The organism is Pseudomonas sp. s4 (assembly GCF_046764235.1).
Classification (GTDB): domain Bacteria; phylum Pseudomonadota; class Gammaproteobacteria; order Pseudomonadales; family Pseudomonadaceae; genus Aquipseudomonas; species Aquipseudomonas asiatica.
The window spans coordinates 541,213-560,000 of the sequence record NZ_CP177209.1; the positions used below are offsets into that span (position 1 = coordinate 541,213).

An 18,788-nucleotide genomic window follows, 5' to 3' on the forward strand; every position below is an offset into this window, starting at 1 on the left:
ACCTATTGCTGCTTGCCACGAGGCTACCCATGACCCGCGAAGAATTCCTGCGCCTGGCCGCTGCCGGCTACAACCGCATTCCCCTGGCCTGCGAAACCCTGGCCGACTTCGACACGCCGTTGTCGATCTATCTGAAACTGGCCGACCAGCCCAACTCGTACCTGCTCGAATCGGTGCAGGGCGGCGAGAAATGGGGCCGTTACTCGATGATCGGCCTGCCGTCGCGCACCGTGATGCGTGTGCACGGTTACCACGTCAGCATCCTGCAGGATGGCGTGGAGGTGGAAAGCCACGATGTCGAAGACCCGCTGGCCTTCGTCGAAACCTTCAAGGACCGTTACAAGGTCGCCGATATCCCTGGCCTGCCGCGCTTCAACGGCGGCCTGGTCGGCTACTTCGGCTACGACTGCGTGCGCTATGTGGAAAAGCGCCTGGGCGCCAGCCCCAACCCGGACCCGCTGGGTGTGCCGGATATCCTGCTGATGGTGTCCGATGCGGTGGTGGTGTTCGACAACCTGGCGGGCAAGATGCACGCGATCGTGCTGGTCGACCCGGCGGAAGAGCAGGCTTTCGAACAGGGCCAGGCACGCCTGCAAGGCCTGCTTGAAACCCTGCGTCAGCCGATCACTCCACGCCGTGGCCTGGACCTGAGTGGCCCGCAGGCTGCCGAGCCGGAATTCCGCTCCAGCTATACCCGCGAGGATTACGAGAACGCCGTCGGCCGCATCAAGGAATACATCCTGGCTGGTGACTGCATGCAGGTGGTGCCGTCGCAGCGCATGTCGATCGACTTCAAGGCGGCGCCTATCGACCTGTACCGCGCGCTGCGCTGCTTCAACCCGACGCCGTACATGTACTTCTTCAACTTTGGCGACTTCCATGTGGTCGGCAGCTCGCCCGAGGTGCTGGTACGCGTCGAGGACAACCTGGTCACCGTACGCCCGATTGCCGGCACCCGCCCGCGTGGTGCTACCGAAGAGGCCGACCGCGCGCTGGAAGACGACCTGCTGTCGGACGACAAGGAAATTGCCGAGCACCTGATGCTCATCGACCTGGGCCGTAACGACGTCGGGCGCGTGTCCTCGACCGGCAGCGTGCGCCTGACCGAGAAGATGGTGATCGAGCGTTACTCCAACGTGATGCACATTGTGTCCAACGTCACTGGCCAGCTGCGCGAAGGGCTGACGGCGATGGACGCACTGCGGGCGATACTGCCGGCCGGTACGCTGTCGGGTGCGCCGAAAATTCGTGCGATGGAAATCATCGACGAGCTGGAGCCGGTCAAACGTGGGGTTTACGGTGGTGCCGTCGGTTACTTCGCATGGAACGGCAACATGGATACCGCCATTGCCATCCGTACCGCGGTAATCAAGGACGGTGAGCTGCATGTGCAGGCCGGGGGTGGCATCGTTGCCGACTCGGTGCCGGCGCTGGAATGGGAAGAGACCATCAACAAGCGCCGAGCGATGTTCCGCGCGGTGGCGTTGGCTGAGCAGACTTCCGCCAAATAAGTTGATCGGGGCCGCAAAGCGGCCCCATCAATTCAAAAGTCGACGCTGATGCCCAAGCTCACTCCCTGCTGCGTCAATTCATCACTCTTGCGCCAGTTGTAGTTGCCGCGCAAATGCACCCCCGCCACCACTTCATGGCTCACCCCCAGGCTCGCCCGGGTCAGGTCGCTGTGCGGCGTATACCCTGTCAGGGTGAAATCGTTCGCCGGCAGGCTGGTCAGGTGCATCGTCACATCCTGCTGGTCATCCTCGAACTCGTGCTCCTGCGCCACCTCGGCGAACAGCCGAGTACCTGGCAGCACCTGCACGCTACCCAGCAACCCCACGCCCAAACGGCGTGATGTACGTTCCTGGTCATCGAAACCCAGCGCCGTCGAGCGCCCGGTCTTCTCGTCATAGCCATCCACCTTCACTCGCGCATAGTCGGCGCTGATGAACGGCGCCAGCTGCCAGCTGCTGCTCTCGGCTGCCAGGTTGTAGCCCAGTCGCCCCGACATCGCCCAGGCCTCGCCATTGGTGTCGCCCTTTTCGCTGCGGTCGTTCACGCCAAGGGCGAAGGTGCGCTTGAGGTCGCTGTAGTCCAGGTGCCCGGCGGTCAGCGCCGCGTCGGCCCACCAGCGGTCCTGGCGGTATTGGGCGAAGGCGCTGGCAAGGTAGCTGTCCAGCTTGTAGTCCGAGTCCTGTGCGCCGGCTTCCAGCTTCTGCCGGTACACGCCTCCGGCCAGGCCCAGGCGCCATGCATCGTTCAGGCGGTAGCTGCCGCCCAGAGTCAGGTTGTAGCCGCGGCCGTCGCCGCTGGCCGCGCTGCGCTGGCCGTCGATGTCCAGGTCCTGTGCGCCGGTGGCAACGAAGGCCTGCCACTGGCCAACTGCCTGCCAGGGTGTCTGCCACTGGTTGCGCAGTTCGTCCTGGTGAGCGCGTAGGCTGGCGTGGGCCATTTCCGGGAGCAAGGTCAGTTCCCAGGGGGCGGCGATGATCGAATAGGCGTAGTCGGCAATCAGTTGCTGGCCGGCAATGGTCGGGTGCACCGAGTCGTTGAACAGCAGCTTGGTCGGGTCTGGCGTGGCGCCGTTGATGCCATACACGGGATTTCCCACACAGCCTTCGCCGCTGTAGCAGGTGCCGACCAGATTCTGGCCGCTGGCCAGGCCGAACTGCTCGGGGCTGGCCAGCGCTTCGCTCAGCAGCACAGGGATGTTCAGCGGAATGATTTCGGCATCGATCTGCCCCAGTTGGCTGAGCAGCGACTGGTTGAACGCGCCGGATAGCCGCGACAGTGGGTTTTGTTGCGGCGTACCGCTGAAGTTCGGTGTTTGCCCGAGGTCGGGCAGCAGCCAGACCATGATGTAGCGGGCGCCGCCTTGCTGCAGGGCCTGGGCGCTGGCGGCCAGGCGGGCGCCGGCGGCCACGGCATCGGTCGGGCTGTTGACCAGGCCTTGCAGGAAGTCATTGCCGCCGCCAGTCAGGTAATACAACGCGTTGGGGTCGGCGCGCAGGCCGTTGGCCAGGTAGCCCGGTTTATCACGCAGTACCAGCCCGGCGCCGGGTCGCCCTGGCGGGATGACGGTTTCGGAGGTACTGGTTATCGAGTCCAGGATCTGCTGGGTGGTGTAGCCACCGACTGCCCAGTTGTTGCCGTCGGGAAGGCCCAGCACCGGATTGACCGGTGAGGTGGAAGGGCCAAGCTCGGTCGGGCTCACACCGAGCCGCCCGCCCAGGATCATCGGTGACACTGGCGCATAATTGCCATTGGCATCGCGGTTGGTGAAGCGCACCCCGCCAAACTGCCCGGCGTCGCTGAGGCTGTCACCAAACACGATCATGCTGGAGTAGGGCGAGGGTGTCGCGAAGGCCTGGCTGCAGGCTAACGTCAATGAGGCGAGGGTAAAGCGCAATAACGGTGCTTTTCGCATCAGGGAACATCCTTTTCTTTGTTTTTATCAGGACAACCCCATCGACCTTAGCAAATCGCAGTGCATCCCTCCCAAGTCCATTCGTTTCCCCGTGTTTACGGGCATATTGCGCCCGCCGCCCCGGTAGGCTACTGTGCCGGAACGTATGAGCGAGACCTATCCTGTGTTGATCGTCAGCAAACTCTTGATGCGCGTTATCAAGGCCCACGCCCGTTGGCGTTGGCGCGCCTGACTTTATCCCCTGCCGGCCCGTCCGGCCCGCCCCCGTTTGCCTTCCTGACTACCGCCCCTGAATGGCCAAGCTGCGCCTTTGGCAGAAGCAGGAAGGTTCGAATTTTGAAGTCAGTAGATTCAAGAGGTTTAACCCGATGTTACTGATGATCGACAATTACGACTCATTCACTTACAACGTCGTTCAGTACCTTGGCGAGCTGGGTGCCGATGTAAAGGTCATTCGCAATGACGAAATGACCATTGCCCAGATCGAAGCCCTCAATCCCGAGCGCATCGTCGTATCTCCAGGCCCGTGCACGCCGAGCGAGGCGGGCGTGTCCATCGAGGCCATCCTGCACTTTGCCGGCAAGCTGCCGATCCTTGGCGTATGCCTGGGCCACCAGTCCATCGGCCAGGCCTTTGGTGGTGATGTGGTACGTGCCCGCCAGGTGATGCACGGCAAGACCAGCCCGGTACATCACCGTGACCTGGGCGTGTTCGCCGGCCTCAACAACCCGTTGACCGTTACCCGTTACCACTCGCTGGTGGTAAAGCGCGAAACCTTGCCCGACTGCCTGGAAGTGACCGCCTGGACCGCCCATGCTGACGGCTCGGTCGACGAGATCATGGGCTTGCGCCACAAGACGCTGAATATCGAAGGGGTGCAGTTCCACCCCGAGTCGATCCTGACCGAACAGGGCCACGAACTGTTCGCCAACTTCCTCAAGCAGACCGGCGGCCGCCGCTAAGGATCGAACATGGATATCAAGAGTGCGTTGAGCCGTATCGTCGGTCAGCTGGACCTTTCTACCGAAGAAATGCGCGACGTCATGCGCCAGATCATGACCGGCCAGTGCAGCGAAGCGCAGATCGGCGCCTTCCTGATGGGCATGCGCATGAAGAGCGAAAGCATCGACGAGATCGTCGGTGCGGTGTCGGTGATGCGCGAGCTGGCAGACAAGGTCGAACTGCAGAGCCTCGATGGCGTGGTCGATATCGTCGGTACCGGCGGTGATGGCGCCAACATCTTCAACGTGTCCACCGCCTCGTCGTTCGTACTGGCGGCGGCAGGTTGCACCGTGGCAAAGCATGGCAACCGCGCGGTATCGGGCAAGAGCGGCAGTGCCGACCTGCTGGAGGCCGCCGGTATCTACCTGAACCTGACGCCCACCCAGGTGGCCCGCTGCATCGATAGCCTGGGCATCGGCTTCATGTTCGCGCAAAGCCATCATTCGGCCATGAAGCACGCAGCCGGCCCGCGTCGCGACCTGGGGCTGCGCACCCTGTTCAACATGCTCGGCCCGCTTACGAACCCGGCCGGGGTGAAGCACCAGGTGGTCGGTGTATTCGCCCAGACCCTATGCCGCCCGTTGGCTGAAGTGCTGCAGCGCCTGGGCAGCAAGCACGTGCTGGTGGTGCACTCGAAAGACGGCCTGGACGAGTTCAGCCTGGCTGCACCGACCTTCGTCGCCGAACTGAAGAATGGCGAAATCACCGAATACTGGGTAGAGCCGGAAGACCTAGGCATGAAGAGCCAGAGCCTGCACGGCCTGGCCGTCGAGAACCCGCAGGCGTCGCTGGAGCTGATCCGCGATGCACTGGGCCGACGCAAGACCGAAAACGGCCAGAAGGCCGCCGAGATGATCGTGCTCAATGCCGGCGCGGCGCTATATGCCGCTGACCATGCCATGAGCCTGAAAGCCGGTGTGGAACTGGCCCACGACGTACTGCACACCGGGCTGGCCTGGGAGAAGCTGCAGGAGCTGGGTGCCTTTACTGCAGTATTCAAGGTGGAGAACGAAGCATGAGTGTGCCGACGGTGCTGGAAAGGATCATTGCCCGCAAGTTTCAGGAAGTGGCCGAGCGCAGCGCGCGCGTCAGCCTCGCCGAACTGGAGGGCCTTGCAAAGGCTGCCGACGCCCCGCGTGGTTTTGCCAAGGCTCTGATCGAGCAAGCCGCACGCAAGCAGCCGGCGGTGATTGCCGAAATAAAGAAGGCCTCGCCGAGCAAAGGCGTGATTCGCGAGCATTTCGTGCCGGCGGAAATCGCCGTCAGCTACGAGAAGGGCGGGGCGACCTGCCTGTCGGTACTGACCGATGTGGATTACTTCCAGGGCGCCGACGAGTACCTGCAGCAGGCCCGCGCGGCGGTGTCGCTGCCGGTGATCCGCAAAGACTTCATGGTCGACCCGTACCAGATCGTCGAGGCCCGGGCCCTGGGCGCGGACTGTGTACTGCTGATCGTGTCGGCGCTGGATGACGTGAAGATGGCTGAACTGGCGGCCACGGCCAAGGATGTCGGCCTCGACGTGCTGGTGGAAGTGCACGACGGCGATGAGCTGGAGCGCGCGTTGAAAACCCTGGATACACCGCTGGTGGGGGTGAACAACCGCAACCTGCACACCTTCGAGGTCAGCCTGGAAACCACCCTCGACCTGCTGCCGCGTATTCCGCGTGATCGCCTGGCGATTACCGAGAGCGGCATCTTGAACCGGGCCGATGTGGAGCTGATGGCGATCAATGAGGTCTACTCGTTCCTGGTAGGTGAGGCATTCATGCGCGCCGAGCAGCCAGGGCTTGAATTGCAGCGGTTGTTCTTCCCGGAACAGGTGAAGAAGACTGTTCAGCAACTGGACTGATCGAATGAAGCCGGCGTTATTGCCGGCTTTTTTGTATGCCTGCAATGGCCTCTTCGCGGGCGAGCCCTCGAAGAGGCCGGTAAAAAAAGACATAGGTGGATCAATGACCGATCAACCCCTGACCCTGACCGTAGAACAAGGCCTGCACGCCGAACAGGAATTGCTGGCCGCCGTCTGCCGCGGGGAGTGCGACAGTGGCGTGCTGTTCTGGCGCCCGACCGACCACGCCCTGGTCATGCCCCGGCGCATGAGCCGTCTGGAAAACTTCGAAGCCGCCTGCGCGGAGCTGGCGATTGCCGGCTGGCCGGTGCTGCTGCGCGAAACCGGCGGCGAACCGGTGCCGCAGTCACACTCCACGGTGAACGTAGCCCTGGTCTATGTTGCCCCCCGCAGCGAAGGAGACCACGGCCGTATCGAAAACGCCTACGAGCGCTTGTGCCTGCCGCTATGCGACGTGCTGCGCGAGTGGGGTGGGGTGGCATCGGTGGGCGAAATCGACGGTGCCTTCTGCGATGGCCGTTACAACGTCAACCTCAATGGCCGCAAATTGGTCGGCACCGCCCAGCGCTGGCGCCAGGGGCTGGGTGGCAAGCGCCCGGTGGTGCTGGTGCACGGTGCGTTGCTGCTGGACAACGAGCGTGATTCGATGGTGGCTGCGGTCAACCGCTTCAATGAGTGCTGCGAACTGGAGCAGCGCTGCCGTGCCGATGCGCACATCGCCCTGCACGAAGTGGCGCCCGCGGCCCCATGGTTCGAGCGGCTGTCGCAGGCCTATGCCAAGGTGCTGACCGACCTGCCCAGAGACTAGCGGGTACCGTAGACCACCATGGTCTTGCCTTTGACCTGCACCAGGCTGCGTTCCTCAAGGTCCTTGAGGACGCGGCCGACCATTTCCCGCGAGCAACCGACGATGCGGCCGATTTCCTGACGAGTGATCTTGATCTGCATGCCATCGGGGTGGGTCATGGCGTCGGGTTGCTTGCACAGCTCCAGCAGGCAACGTGCGACACGCCCGGTAACGTCGAAGAACGCCAGGTCGCCGACCTTGCGCGTGGTGTTGCGCAAGCGCTGGGCCATCTGGCTGCCCAAGGCATAAAGGATTTCCGGGTCTTGGCGCGCGAGTTCGCGAAATTTCTCATAACTGATTTCGGCCACTTCGCATTCGGTCTTGGCGCGCACCCAGGCACTGCGCTGCTGTTCACCTTCGACTGGTTCGAACAGGCCCAGCTCGCCGAAGAAGTCGCCATTGTTGAGGTAGGCGATGATCATTTCATGGCCGTCATCGTCCTCGATGAGGATGGTGACCGAACCCTTGATGATGAACGACAGTGTCTCGGCCCGGTCGCCGGCGCAGATGATGTTGCTTTTGGCGGTATAGCGACGGCGCTGGCAGTGCACCAGCAGCTTGTCGATGTTCTTGATCTTGGCGGGTAGGGCGGAAGCAACCATCACGAAATCCTGTTCGATATGACGCATAGGCTTTATATAAAGGTTGGCTGGCGGAGCGCGCCAGTCATTTGGCGCCAGCTTATCAGACACTACAGGATGTTTCGGTACTAAACCGACATGACTCGTACTTTTCCCACAGCCGTACAAGGTCTAAGCTGACACCCTTTTTCGTAAATCAGGAGTCCGGGTAGATGAAGGCACGTATCCAGTGGGCCGGTGAGGCGATGTTCCTCGGCGAATCGGGGAGCGGCCATGTCGTCGTGATGGACGGCCCGCCCGAGGCCGGTGGCCGTAACCTGGGCGTGCGCCCGATGGAAATGTTGTTGCTGGGCCTGGGTGGCTGCAGCAGCTTTGACGTGGTCAGCATTCTGAAGAAGTCGCGCCAGGCGGTGGAAAGCTGCGAGGCGTTCCTGGAGGCCGAGCGTGCCAGCGAAGACCCGAAGGTGTTTACCAAGATCCACATGAACTTCGTGGTGAAGGGGCGTGGGCTCAAGGAAGCCCAGGTCAAGCGTGCGGTGGAGCTGTCGGCGGAGAAGTATTGCTCGGCTTCGATCATGCTCGAGCGTGCCGGGGTTGAGATTTCCCACGGGTACGAGATTGTAGAGCTGGGTCAAGGCTGACATTTTGGGGCCGCTTTGCGCCCCATCGCGACACAAGGCCGCTCCTACAAGGGATCGCGTACCACCTGTAGGAGCGGCCTTCTGTCGCGATGGGGCGCGGAGCGGCCCTGGCAATTTCAGCTGCGAAGCGCCGGCAGCGCAGCCCGCACCCATCCCGGCAAACAATCGCGCATCACCCGGCTCAACCGCTCCCGCCGCTTCTGGTAAACCAGCCCCAGCCCGATAACCCCCAGCCCGATCAGGGTCACCACCACCGGGAACAGCAGCGAGTCGGCAAACACCTCGTACGACAGGTACCCCAGGTAAGCCGCCACACCCAACGCCCCGAACACCATGAACACCGGCCGGCGCAACAGCACCGCCATACCCATCAGGGCAATATTGATCAGGCAGTACAGGGCCTTGCCCAGCTCACTGCCGCTGTCCACCAGCGTCAGCCCGCCCCAGAATGCCGCCAGCCCGGCCAGGTAGCCCCAGTGGGCATAGTCTTCGCGGGTGCGGCCGTCCACACCAACAAAAAACACCAGCAAGCCCAGACCGAACCACAGCGAAACCTCGCGGCGCTGTTCCCAGCTGAATGGCGAGCCGAAGAACCATTCGCTCAAGTCCATCGACATGAACCACAGGGCGACGGCAATCGGCATGACGATAAACGGGTAGGGGATCAGCCTCAGCATCAACAGTCCGGCAAGTACCGTGGCTGCTTCCATTGCCAGCCAGCCGCCCTGCACGTAGGTGTAGTACTGGTGATAGTTCGCCTGCGCATCATCCATTGGCCACCAGCCGACCAGCCGTTCGATGGCGAACACCGCCAACGGCACGATGCTGACCGCCACCGCCGCCAGCACCCCGGCCGCGACGGGCTGTACGCGCCGTTGCAGGTTAACGGCGAACAGTGTGAGCAGCAGAATATAGAGGCTGGCGATGAGCAGCAGCGCCCAGTCGCCGATGCGCATCCAGGCTTCGGTGAGCAACCAACCCATGGCTGCCATGATCAGCATGGCGCCGAAGTAGAACGCGACATGGGCCAGCTGGAAGCTGCCACGCTGTGCTGGTCGCTGGCGCAGGAACGCCAGCAGGGCCTGGTCCTGGCCTGGCTGGAGAATGCCGGCTTGCACGGCGCGCGCCAGGTCCTTGGCGTCGAAACGGTCCGTCATGGTGATGCCTTCAGATACGGTAGGTACTCTTGGTCATGACTTTGGCCAACAGGCTCATGCCAAAACGGACTGGGGCAGGGAAGCGATAACCGCCGGCTTCCAGTGCAGACTCGGCGTGCTGTTCCTCGTCGACGCGCATCTGTTCGAGGATGGCCCGGGACTTTTCGTCTTCCTGCGGAATCTGCTCCAGGTGCTCGTCGAGGTGCTTGCACACCTGATGCTCGGTGGCGGCGACGAAGCCAAGGCTGACCTTGTCGCTGACCAGCCCGGCGAGTGCACCGATACCGAACGACATGCCGTAGAACAACGGGTTGAGCACGCTGGGGTGGCTGTTCAGTTGGCGAATGCGCTGTTCGCACCAGGCCAGGTGGTCCACTTCTTCCTCGGCGGCGTGTTCCATGGCCTTGCGCACTTCGGGCAGCTTGGCGGTCAGGGCCTGGCCCTGGTACAGCGCCTGGGCGCAGACTTCACCGGTGTGGTTGATACGCATCAACCCGGCAACATGGCGGGCCTGCTGTTCGTCAAGGTCGACGTCCGGCTGGACGATGGCCGGCGAAGGGCGGGTGGGTTGGCCGCTGAAGGGCAGCAAGGTGCGCATGGCGGTATCGGCCTGCAGCAACAAGCGGTCGAGCGGCGAGTAGTGACGTTCGGTAGCCATCGGGCACCTCCGCAAGAATGTGCCCGACAGTTTACCGCAATAGTGGCAGGGTCGCTTGCCGTGGATCAGCCCGGTGGCCAGTGCATCTGGCGCTGGCCAAGCACGTGCATGTGGATGTGGTAGACGGTCTGGCCGCCTTGCTCGTTGCAGTTCATGACTACGCGGAAGCCTTCTTCGCAGCCAAGTTCCTTGGCCAGGCGCTGGGCGGTGAACAAGATGTGACCAGCCAGGCCTTTGTCTTCCTCGGTCAAGTCATTGAGAGTGCGGATGTGCTTTTTCGGGATGACCAGAAAATGCACGGGCGCCTGGGGGGCGATATCGTGGAACGCCAGAACCTGGTCGTCCTCGTAGATGATCTTCGCCGGGATTTCCCGGTTGATGATCTTGATGAATAAATCGTCCACAACACTTGCTCCATGGTGAGGGTCGGGCCGAGTGTACTCAGCCGGGCGCCGCTCGCCCAGTAGCTATTCCATACCAACCGGGCAATAGCGGCGGTGGATGGCACCGGCCAGCTTGCGCACCAGCCAGCGCGGCAGCAGACGCGGGGCGAACGCCAGCCAGCGGTTGCGCCGGCCGGGCATGATCAGCGCGCGGTTCTTGTCCAGCGCGCGCACCGTGTACAGCGCAACTTCCTCAGGGCTGAGGCAGCGTGGCTTGCCATCCAGCCGCGGAATGCGCCGGCGCGAGGAGTGCACCGGGCCTGGGCACAGTACCGAAACCTTGATGCCGGTGCGCTTGAGTTCTTCACGCAAGGCCTGGGAGAAGCTCAGTACATAGGCCTTGCTAGCGGCATAGGCGGCCATCCACGGGCCAGGCGCCACCCCGGCCAGGCCGGCGACATTGAGGATCTGCCCACCGCCCTGCACGGCCATCAGGTTGCCGATGGCGTGGCACAGGCGGCTCAGGGCCAGCACGTTGACTTCCAGCAGGTCCTGCTCGTCCGCCCACTCATGGGCCAGGAATGGCCCGTAGGTGCGCAGGCCGGCACAATTGACCAGCAGGTCTATACGTCGCTCGCCTTCCTCCAGTTCAAGCACGAAGCCTGACAGGCGTAACGGTTGGCTGAGATCGCAGGCGCGGAATAGCACCTCGACACCGAAGCGTTGGGTCAGTTCGATGGCCACCGGCTCCAGCGTTTCACGCTGGCGAGCCACCAGGATCAGGTTGCGCCCGCGCCGCGCCAGGGCTTCCGCCAGGGCGAGGCCCAGGCCGCTGGAAGCACCAGTGATCATGGCGTAACGGGTCATGCAAGGCTCCTGGGGGCTGAAGAGGGCGCCTAGTGTACAGCTTGGCCAGTCAAGGTGTTGCCTTTTGCTACAAGGTACGGGCGCGCAGGGCCTGGCAGCGCTCCAGGGCGTCCCGGTACTCGTCATGCAGCCGTCCGATCAGCGCGCTGGCGCTGGGCAGGTCGTCTATACCGCCGACCCCCTGGCCCGCCGACCACACGGTCTTCCAGGCCTTGGCTTCGTCGTCGATCGGCTTGAGCTTGCCTTGCTCATGGCCGCCCTTGATGGCGTTCATGTCATAGCCGGCCTGTTCCAGGCTCGGGCGCAGGAAGCTGGCGGGGACGCCGGACACCGCCGGGGTGTGGACGATGTCGGCGGCATGGGAGTCGAGCAGCATCTGCTTGTAGGCGCTCGGGGCCTGGCTTTCTGCGGTGGCGATGAAGCGGGTGCCCATGTACGCAAGGTCCGCACCCAGCATTTGCGCGGCGAGGATCTCGTGGCCGTGGTTGAGGCAACCGGCCAGCAGCAGGGTCTTGTCGAAGAACTGGCGAATCTCTGCGGCCAGGGCGAACGGGCTCCAGGTGCCCGCATGGCCGCCTGCGCCTGCAGCAACGGCGATCAGGCCATCGACACCGGCTTCGGCGGCTTTCTCGGCATGGCGGCGGGTGGTGACATCGTGGAACACCAGGCCACCGTAGCCATGCACGGCATCGACCACTTCCTTCACCGCACCGAGGCTGGTGATGACGATCGGCACGCGGTGTTCCACGCACAACGCCAAGTCGGCCTGCAGGCGCGGGTTGGTCGGGTGGACGATCAGGTTGACGGCATAGGGTGCTGGCGCCTGCAGCTGTGCCAGGCCTGCCTCGATTTCCTCCAGCCAGGCCTTGAAGCCGGTGCTGTCGCGCTGGTTCAGGGCCGGGAAGCTGCCGACCACGCCGCTGGAGCAGCAGGCCAGTACCAGCCTGGGGTTGGAGATCAGGAACATCGGTGCGGCAACCACGGGCAGGCGCAGGCGTTGTTCGAGGGAGGCAGGTAACGACATGGCAAGGCTCCTTGAGCGGGTGGCTATGTCAGAACGGTTTGACCACCACCAGAATTACGATACCCAGCAGGAACAGCACGGGCACTTCGTTGAACCAGCGATAGTAGACGTGGCTGCGGGTGTTGCTGCCGCTGGCGAAGCGCTTGCGCTGGGCGCCGCACATGTGATGGTAGACGGTCAGCAGGATGACCAGGGTCAGCTTGGCATGCAGCCAGCCCTGGCTGAGCCAGCCGGGCGTGAGATAGAGCATCCACGCGCCGAACACGTAGGTGGCGATCATCGCCGGGTTCATGATGCCGCGAAACAGCTTGCGCTCCATGGTCACGAAGCGTTCCTGGCTGATGCTGTCCTGGCTTTGGGCGTGGTAGACGAACAGCCGCGGCAGGTAGAACAGGCCGGCGAACCAGCAGACCACGCTGACGATATGCAGCGCTTTGATCCATAGGTAAAGCATGGGGGAGTTCCTTCAGGTATTCACGGTCGTCAGATAGTAGTGGTCAAGCGCCCGAAGGGTCACCCGAAGAGTTGTTACAGGCGCCTTGCGCCCCTATTATCGTGCGCTTTCCAGACGGCTCGTTGATAAGGGGCAAGCGTTATGATCAAGGTCGGTATCGTCGGCGGCACGGGTTACACCGGCGTCGAACTGTTGCGTCTGCTGGCACAGCATCCACAGGCCGAAGTGGCGGTCATCACTTCGCGCTCCGAGGCGGGCGTTGCAGTGGCGGACATGTACCCGAACCTGCGCGGCCACTATGACGGGCTGGCGTTCAGCGTGCCGGACAGCAAGACCCTGGCAGCCTGCGACGTGGTGTTTTTCGCCACCCCGCACGGTGTTGCCCACGCCCTGGCTGGCGAACTGCTGGCGGCCGGTACCAAGGTGATCGACCTGTCGGCCGATTTCCGCCTGCAGGACGCTGCCGAGTGGGGCAAGTGGTACGGCCAGCCGCACGGTGCGCCAGAGCTTCTCAAGGACGCGGTATACGGCCTGCCTGAAGTCAACCGCGAGAAGATTCGCCAGGCGCGCCTGATCGCTGTGCCGGGTTGCTACCCGACTGCTACCCAACTGGGCTTCCTGCCGCTGCTGGAAGCTGGCCTGGCCGACCCGTCGCGCCTGATCGCCGACTGCAAGTCGGGTGTCAGCGGCGCTGGCCGTGGTGCGGCGGTGGGCTCGCTGTTCTGCGAGGCCGGCGAAAGCATGAAAGCCTATGCAGTGAAGGGCCATCGCCACCTGCCGGAAATCAGCCAGGGCCTGCGCCTGGCCGCTGGCAAGGATATCGGCCTGACTTTCGTGCCGCACCTGACGCCAATGATCCGTGGTATCCATGCAACCCTGTACGCTACCGTCGCCGACATCTCGGTCGACCTGCAGGCGCTGTTCGAGAAGCGTTACGCCGATGAACCGTTCGTCGACGTGATGCCGGCTGGCAGCCACCCGGAAACCCGCAGTGTGCGCGGCGCCAACGTCTGCCGCATTGCCGTTCATCGCCCGCAAGGTGGTGACCTGGTGGTGGTGCTGTCGGTGATCGACAACCTGGTCAAGGGCGCGTCCGGCCAGGCGGTGCAGAACCTCAACATCCTGTTCGGCCTGGATGAGCGCATGGGCTTGTCACACGCGGGCCTGCTGCCGTAAGCCGCCAGCGTTCAAAAAGGCCCGCGTCGTGCGGGCCTTTTTATAGGTCGCGACTAAAGCCGCACAATTCTTGACCGATTTTCTCGGGAAAGCGGATAATGCGCGTCATCGAGTTTTATGGCGGCTACCACGCCGGGAGAATCAACATGAGCGTCGAAACCTTCACCCCCACCGCTTTGGAATTCACCCACGGCGCTGCGCAAAAGGTGAAGAACCTGGTTTCCGAGGAAGGCAACGATCGTCTGAAGCTGCGCGTGTTCGTCACCGGTGGTGGCTGCTCGGGGTTCCAATATGGCTTCACCTTCGATGAAGACGTGGCTGAAGACGACACCATCGTCGAGCGCGAAGGTGTTTCCCTTGTGGTCGACCCAATGAGCTTCCAGTACCTCGCCGGCGCCGAGGTGGATTACCAGGAAGGTCTGGAAGGCTCGCGCTTCGTGATCAAGAACCCGAACGCTGCCACCACCTGTGGCTGCGGCTCCTCGTTCTCGATCTGAGGCCTGGCCATACGAAAACGCCGCGCAATTGCGCGGCGTTTTGCTTTCTGGCGTAACGTTCAGGCCGGGTAGATTGCGCCGAGTACGCGCAGGCCCTTGGCCGCTGTCACGCTAGGGCGATTGGCAGCGATGCCTTCCAGGCAGCAGTGGGCCAGCCAGGCGAAGGCCATGGCTTCGACCCAGTCCGGGTCCACGCCATGGGCGCCGGTGCTGGCGACACGGGCGTCGGGCAGCAACTGGCCAAGGCGTGCCATCAGGGCGCCGTTGCGCGCACCGCCACCGCAGACCAGCAGCGCTTCGGTGCCTTGCTGGGCGTTGCTCAACGAGTCGATGATGCTGCGTGCGGTCAGTTCCAGCAAAGTTGCCTGTACGTCCTCGTCGCGGTAAGCGGGCAGGCGGGCCAGGTGACCTTCCAGCCAGGGCAGGTTGAATACTTCGCGACCGGTGCTCTTCGGGCCGATTCCGGCGAAGAACGGGTCGGCCAGCAGTGCGCTGAGCAAGCCGGCTTGCACCAAGCCCGAGGCAGCCCAAGCCCCATCCGCATCGTAGGCCTGGCCGCGCTTGCGTTCGATCCAGGCATCCAGCAGCACGTTGCCCGGGCCGCAGTCGAAGCCGTGGACTGGCTTGTCGTGTTCGATCAGGCTGAGGTTGCTGAAGCCGCCCACGTTGAGAATTGCCAGGCGCTGGCCCAGATGGCTGAACAGGGTTTCATGGAAGGCCGGCACCAGTGGCGCACCTTGGCCGCCGGCGGCCACATCGCGGCGGCGGAAGTCGGCGACCACGCTGATACCGGTAAGCTCGGCCAGCAGCGCCGGGTTGCCGATTTGCACGGTAAAGCCGCGTGCAGGTTCGTGGCGAATGGTCTGGCCGTGGCTGCCGATGGCGCGGATGGCTCCGGCCGGCAGTCCTTGCCTGGCCAGCAGTTGGCAGATGCCTTCGCCTGCCAGGCTGGCCCAGCGGTTTTCCGCCAGTGCAGCGCGGGCGATCTCGTCAGGGCCGCTGCTGCAAAGGCCCAGCAGTTCCTGGCGCAGGTCGCCGGGCATGGGCAGGTAGTGGGTGGCGAGCAGTTCGAGCTGCTCGCCTTGTTCGATCAAGGCAATGTCCAGGCCATCGAGGCTGGTGCCGGACATCACCCCCAAGTATAGCGCCATGTGCTTAGCGCTTGTTCGCTGCGAGCAGGGTGGCCTTTTCCTGATCCATGCGGGCGATCAAGGGCTGGCTCTGCTGCAGGAAACGCTGGCGTTCGTTCCTGGCAATCGGGTCGGCCATCGGCACTTTCTGGCTCAGCGGGTCAACGTGCACACCGTTGACCTGGAACTCGTAGTGCAGATGCGGTCCGGTGGACAAGCCGGTGGTACCGATGTAGCCGATGATCTGGCCCTGCTTGACCGAGCTGCCGGTCTTGATGCCCTTGGCAAAGCCCTGCATGTGGCCATACAGCGTCTTGTAGCGGTTGCCGTGCTGGATGATCACGGTATTGCCGTAACCACCGCGACGCCCGGCCAGTTCGATGCGGCCGTCACCGGCTGCCTTGATCGGAGTGCCGCGTGGGGCGGCGTAGTCGACGCCTTTGTGGGCACGGATCTTGTTCAGGATCGGATGCTTGCGGCCGGCAGAGAAGCGCGAGCTGATGCGGGCGAAGTCGACCGGGGTGCGGATGAATGCCTTGCGCAGGCTGTTGCCATCTGCGGTGTAGTAACTGGTGTTGCCCTGCTTGTTGGTATAGCGCACGGCGGTGTAGGTCTTGCCGCGGTTGGTGAAGCGCGCGGAGAGGATGTTGCCGGTACCGACGACCTTGCCGTCCATCACCTTCTGCTCGTAGACCACGTCGAATTCATCGCCCGGGCGGATGTCCTGGGCGAAATCGATGTCGTAACCCAGCACGCGAGCCATGTCCATGGTCATGCTGTGGGACAGGCCGGCACGTTGGGCCGAGGCCGACAGCGAGCTTTTGATCACACCGTGGGCGTAGGCGGTACGCACGACCGGCTTGCTGATCTCGCGGTTGAAGGTATAGCCCTTGTCGGTCTTGGTCAGGCGAATGGTTTCGAGGTTGCTGACCTTGCTGTGCAGGCTGGCCAGCTGGCCGTCCTTGTCAAGCTCGAACTGCAGCACCTGGCCATGCTTGAGCTGGCTGAACTGCTTGGCCTGCTTGTTGCTGGCCAGAAGGTCGTGCACCGCGTTACTCGGCAGGCCGACCTTGGCGAACAGTGTGGAAAGGGTGTCGCCACGGGCCACGGTGACTTCACGGTGGCTGGGCTGCTTGGCAGCTTCGACGACCGGTTCGGCCGCAGGGGCTTCCTGCTCGGCCTTCTGGGTCTCGGGGGCGGCCTCTTCGATCTGGGCGAATGGTGAGCCTTGCTCACCTTCTGCCTGCACCAGCGGCGCAGCGCGGGATTCGTCCTTCAACTGCTCGGCAGGGCTCTCCAGCTCGAGGTTGAGGGTGGTTTTCTTGGCTTCCACTTCGCTGGAAGGAAATACCAGCAGGGCCAGGCTGAGCAGGGCGGCTATGCCGCTGGCGGCCAACAGATGGCTTTTCGGATAAAGCGGGGGCGCTTTAGGCGGTTCGTTGGTCATGGGCAAGGTGACTTTGAAAAAGGTGAAATGGAAAAGATGAATGACATGATGAAGATGAAATAACTGTATAAAATATAACCAAAACCATTTTCACGCAAGGGCGCGTAGACGCCGCAAGCCCGGGCTCGGGTCACATTCCTTTGCGAAACTTGTAATTGACGGCCGATCTTGTATGGTTGGCTCCCCCTGAATCTGAGCCTTGCGGGTTTGTCTATGAAGTCGGTTGAAGAGCAGCTGGCGCTTATCAAGCGCGGCGCGGAAGAAGTACTGGTCGAGTCGGAACTGGTGGAGAAGCTCAAGCGCGGCCAACCTCTGCGCATCAAGGCCGGCTTCGACCCGACCGCGCCTGACCTGCACCTTGGGCACACGGTGCTGATCAACAAGCTGCGCCAGTTCCAGGATCTGGGGCATCAGGTCATCTTCCTGATCGGTGACTTCACCGGCATGATCGGCGACCCGAGCGGCAAGAGCGCCACGCGCCCGCCGCTGACCCGCGAGCAGGTGCTGGAAAACGCCGAGACGTACAAGCAGCAGGTGTTCAAGATCCTTGACCCGGGCAAGACCGAGGTTGCATTCAACTCCACCTGGATGGACAAGCTGACTCCGGCTGATTTCATTCGACTGGCGTCGCAGTACACCGTGGCGCGCATGCTCGAGCGCGATGACTTCGACAAGCGCTACACCACCAACCAGCCTATTGCCATCCACGAGTTCCTGTACCCGCTGGTGCAGGGCTATGACTCGGTGGCACTGAAGGCTGATGTCGAACTCGGTGGCACTGACCAGAAGTTCAACCTGCTGATGGGGCGTGAACTGCAGCGCGCCTATGGCCAGGAGGCGCAGAACATCGTGACCATGCCGCTGCTCGAAGGGCTCGACGGCGTGAAGAAGATGTCCAAGTCGCTGGGTAACTATGTAGGTATCCAGGAAGCACCGGGGGTTATGTACAGCAAGTTGGTGTCGATCCCGGATACCCTGATGTGGCGCTACTTCGAGCTGCTGAGCTTCCGTTCCATGGAAGAGATCGAGCAGTTCCGTACCGACGTCGCCAATGGCGCAAATCCACGCGACATCAAGATCAAGCTGGCGGAAGAGATCGTTGCACGCTTCCATGGCGAGGAGGCTGCGGCCAATGCTCACCGTGCCGCGGGTAACCGCATGAAGGAGGGCGAGTTGCCGGAAGATCTGCCGGAGGTCGAAGTGGCTGCGGCTGAAAGCCTGCCAATTGCTGCCGTGCTGAACCGGGCTGGCCTGGTGAAGAACTCGGCTCAGGCGCGTGATTTGCTGAGTGGTGGTGCGGTCAAGGTTGATGGCGCGGTGGTCGATCGTGACTTCGTGTTTGCGCTGGGTGCAACCCATGTGTGCCAGGCGGGCAAGAAGTCGTTTGCTCGGGTTACCCTCAAGGCTGAGTGATAGCCGGTAGGTGTAGCTATGTAAAAGCGGGGAGGTCGGTAGGCCTCCCCGCTTTGTTTTTGGGTTGTTGGTTGTTGGTTGTGTCAGGGCTGCCGGGTGCCTGTCTTGAGATGGCATTGGCTTTGAGAGGTGGCTGTCTTGGGTTTTCTGGCGCCTGTGAGATCGAGCGCCGCCCGCGCGGCGCTTCGCAGCACAAGGCTGCTCCTACCGTTTGTTTCGGGCCAATTATTCCTGTGAG

General features: G+C 62.8%; 19 protein-coding genes. 9 read left to right on the forward strand and 10 right to left on the reverse strand.

Going from position 1 to position 18,788, the window contains the following annotated elements:
• Positions 1 to 29: 29 nt before the first annotated feature.
• Entirely contained in the window at positions 30 to 1,511 is a 1,482-nt protein-coding gene (gene trpE, locus ACK56M_RS02440; protein WP_013970606.1) for an anthranilate synthase component I, read from the forward strand.
• 32 nt (positions 1,512 to 1,543) lie between these two features.
• On the opposite strand, the gene estP is transcribed toward trpE, so the two are convergent.
• Positions 1,544 to 3,424 carry an esterase EstP gene (gene estP, locus ACK56M_RS02445; RefSeq protein WP_015268733.1) on the reverse strand — a complete coding sequence of 627 codons (1,881 nt, stop codon included), beginning with the start codon at positions 3,422 to 3,424 and terminating at the stop codon, positions 1,544 to 1,546.
• Positions 3,425 to 3,792: 368 nt separating this feature from the next.
• On the opposite strand from estP, the gene ACK56M_RS02450 reads away from it, so the two are divergent.
• The 4 genes from ACK56M_RS02450 to ACK56M_RS02465 all read left to right on the forward strand — a co-directional run bounded on the left by ACK56M_RS02450 (position 3,793) and on the right by ACK56M_RS02465 (position 7,083).
• Positions 3,793 to 4,386: an aminodeoxychorismate/anthranilate synthase component II gene (locus ACK56M_RS02450; RefSeq protein WP_015268734.1), complete on the forward strand. Its 594-nt coding sequence runs from the start codon at positions 3,793 to 3,795 to the stop codon at positions 4,384 to 4,386.
• A 9-nt stretch (positions 4,387 to 4,395) separates the two neighbouring features.
• Positions 4,396 to 5,445: an anthranilate phosphoribosyltransferase gene (gene trpD / locus ACK56M_RS02455; RefSeq protein WP_013970609.1), complete on the forward strand. Its 1,050-nt coding sequence runs from the start codon at positions 4,396 to 4,398 to the stop codon at positions 5,443 to 5,445.
• Entirely contained in the window at positions 5,442 to 6,275 is an 834-nt protein-coding gene (gene trpC / locus ACK56M_RS02460; RefSeq protein ID WP_015268735.1) for an indole-3-glycerol phosphate synthase TrpC, read from the forward strand. Before trpD ends, trpC begins: the two co-directional genes overlap by 4 nt.
• 103 nt (positions 6,276 to 6,378) lie before the next feature.
• Positions 6,379 to 7,083, forward strand: coding sequence for a biotin/lipoate A/B protein ligase family protein (locus ACK56M_RS02465; protein WP_015268736.1), 705 nt, complete (start codon positions 6,379 to 6,381; stop codon positions 7,081 to 7,083).
• Here ACK56M_RS02465 and crp read toward each other — a convergent pair.
• Entirely contained in the window at positions 7,080 to 7,724 is a 645-nt protein-coding gene (gene crp, locus ACK56M_RS02470; RefSeq protein WP_012270218.1) for a cAMP-activated global transcriptional regulator CRP, read from the reverse strand. The two genes, ACK56M_RS02465 and crp, sit on opposite strands and share 4 nt — an antisense overlap.
• A gap of 191 nt (positions 7,725 to 7,915) precedes the next feature.
• Between crp and ACK56M_RS02475 the strand changes: the two genes are divergently transcribed.
• Positions 7,916 to 8,344, forward strand: coding sequence for an OsmC family protein (locus ACK56M_RS02475; protein WP_013970613.1), 429 nt, complete (start codon positions 7,916 to 7,918; stop codon positions 8,342 to 8,344).
• 116 nt (positions 8,345 to 8,460) lie between these two features.
• Here ACK56M_RS02475 and ACK56M_RS02480 read toward each other — a convergent pair whose 3' ends face one another.
• From ACK56M_RS02480 to hemJ, 6 genes are all read right to left on the reverse strand, one after another.
• Positions 8,461 to 9,501: a hypothetical protein gene (locus ACK56M_RS02480; protein ID WP_015268737.1), complete on the reverse strand. Its 1,041-nt coding sequence runs from the start codon at positions 9,499 to 9,501 to the stop codon at positions 8,461 to 8,463.
• A gap of 10 nt (positions 9,502 to 9,511) precedes the next feature.
• Positions 9,512 to 10,159, reverse strand: a complete 648-nt coding sequence (gene coq7 / locus ACK56M_RS02485; protein WP_015268738.1) for a 2-polyprenyl-3-methyl-6-methoxy-1,4-benzoquinone monooxygenase — start codon at positions 10,157 to 10,159, stop codon at positions 9,512 to 9,514.
• A 65-nt stretch (positions 10,160 to 10,224) separates the two neighbouring features.
• On the reverse strand, positions 10,225 to 10,563 hold the full coding sequence (locus ACK56M_RS02490; protein WP_013970615.1) for a histidine triad nucleotide-binding protein: 339 nt from the start codon (positions 10,561 to 10,563) through the stop codon (positions 10,225 to 10,227).
• Between the two features lie 63 nt (positions 10,564 to 10,626).
• The gene (locus tag ACK56M_RS02495; RefSeq protein WP_013970616.1) at positions 10,627 to 11,409 is read right to left on the reverse strand and encodes an SDR family NAD(P)-dependent oxidoreductase; all 783 of its coding nucleotides are present in this window, start codon (positions 11,407 to 11,409) and stop codon (positions 10,627 to 10,629) included.
• Positions 11,410 to 11,476: 67 nt separating this feature from the next.
• Positions 11,477 to 12,433 carry an NAD(P)H-dependent flavin oxidoreductase gene (locus tag ACK56M_RS02500; RefSeq protein ID WP_410952077.1) on the reverse strand — a complete coding sequence of 319 codons (957 nt, stop codon included), beginning with the start codon at positions 12,431 to 12,433 and terminating at the stop codon, positions 11,477 to 11,479.
• A 28-nt stretch (positions 12,434 to 12,461) separates the two neighbouring features.
• Positions 12,462 to 12,887 carry a protoporphyrinogen oxidase HemJ gene (hemJ, locus tag ACK56M_RS02505; RefSeq protein ID WP_003258833.1) on the reverse strand — a complete coding sequence of 142 codons (426 nt, stop codon included), beginning with the start codon at positions 12,885 to 12,887 and terminating at the stop codon, positions 12,462 to 12,464.
• Between the two features lie 141 nt (positions 12,888 to 13,028).
• On the opposite strand from hemJ, the gene argC reads away from it, so the two are divergent.
• The gene (gene argC, locus ACK56M_RS02510; protein ID WP_411959244.1) at positions 13,029 to 14,063 is read left to right on the forward strand and encodes an N-acetyl-gamma-glutamyl-phosphate reductase; all 1,035 of its coding nucleotides are present in this window, start codon (positions 13,029 to 13,031) and stop codon (positions 14,061 to 14,063) included.
• Positions 14,064 to 14,209: 146 nt separating this feature from the next.
• The gene (gene erpA / locus ACK56M_RS02515; protein ID WP_015268740.1) at positions 14,210 to 14,560 is read left to right on the forward strand and encodes an iron-sulfur cluster insertion protein ErpA; all 351 of its coding nucleotides are present in this window, start codon (positions 14,210 to 14,212) and stop codon (positions 14,558 to 14,560) included.
• Between the two features lie 59 nt (positions 14,561 to 14,619).
• On the opposite strand, the gene ACK56M_RS02520 is transcribed toward erpA, so the two are convergent.
• Positions 14,620 to 15,711, reverse strand: a complete 1,092-nt coding sequence (locus tag ACK56M_RS02520) for an anhydro-N-acetylmuramic acid kinase (RefSeq protein ID WP_217190200.1) — start codon at positions 15,709 to 15,711, stop codon at positions 14,620 to 14,622.
• A 4-nt stretch (positions 15,712 to 15,715) separates the two neighbouring features.
• Positions 15,716 to 17,137 (reverse strand): peptidoglycan DD-metalloendopeptidase family protein, encoded by a 1,422-nt coding sequence (locus ACK56M_RS02525; protein WP_015268742.1) that lies wholly within the window; start codon positions 17,135 to 17,137, stop codon positions 15,716 to 15,718.
• Positions 17,138 to 17,350: 213 nt separating this feature from the next.
• Here ACK56M_RS02525 and tyrS point away from each other — a divergent pair, with 213 nt between their 5' ends.
• Complete coding sequence (tyrS, locus tag ACK56M_RS02530) at positions 17,351 to 18,550, forward strand: tyrosine--tRNA ligase (protein ID WP_411959245.1); 1,200 nt, start codon at positions 17,351 to 17,353, stop codon at positions 18,548 to 18,550.
• Positions 18,551 to 18,788: the final 238 nt, after the last annotated feature.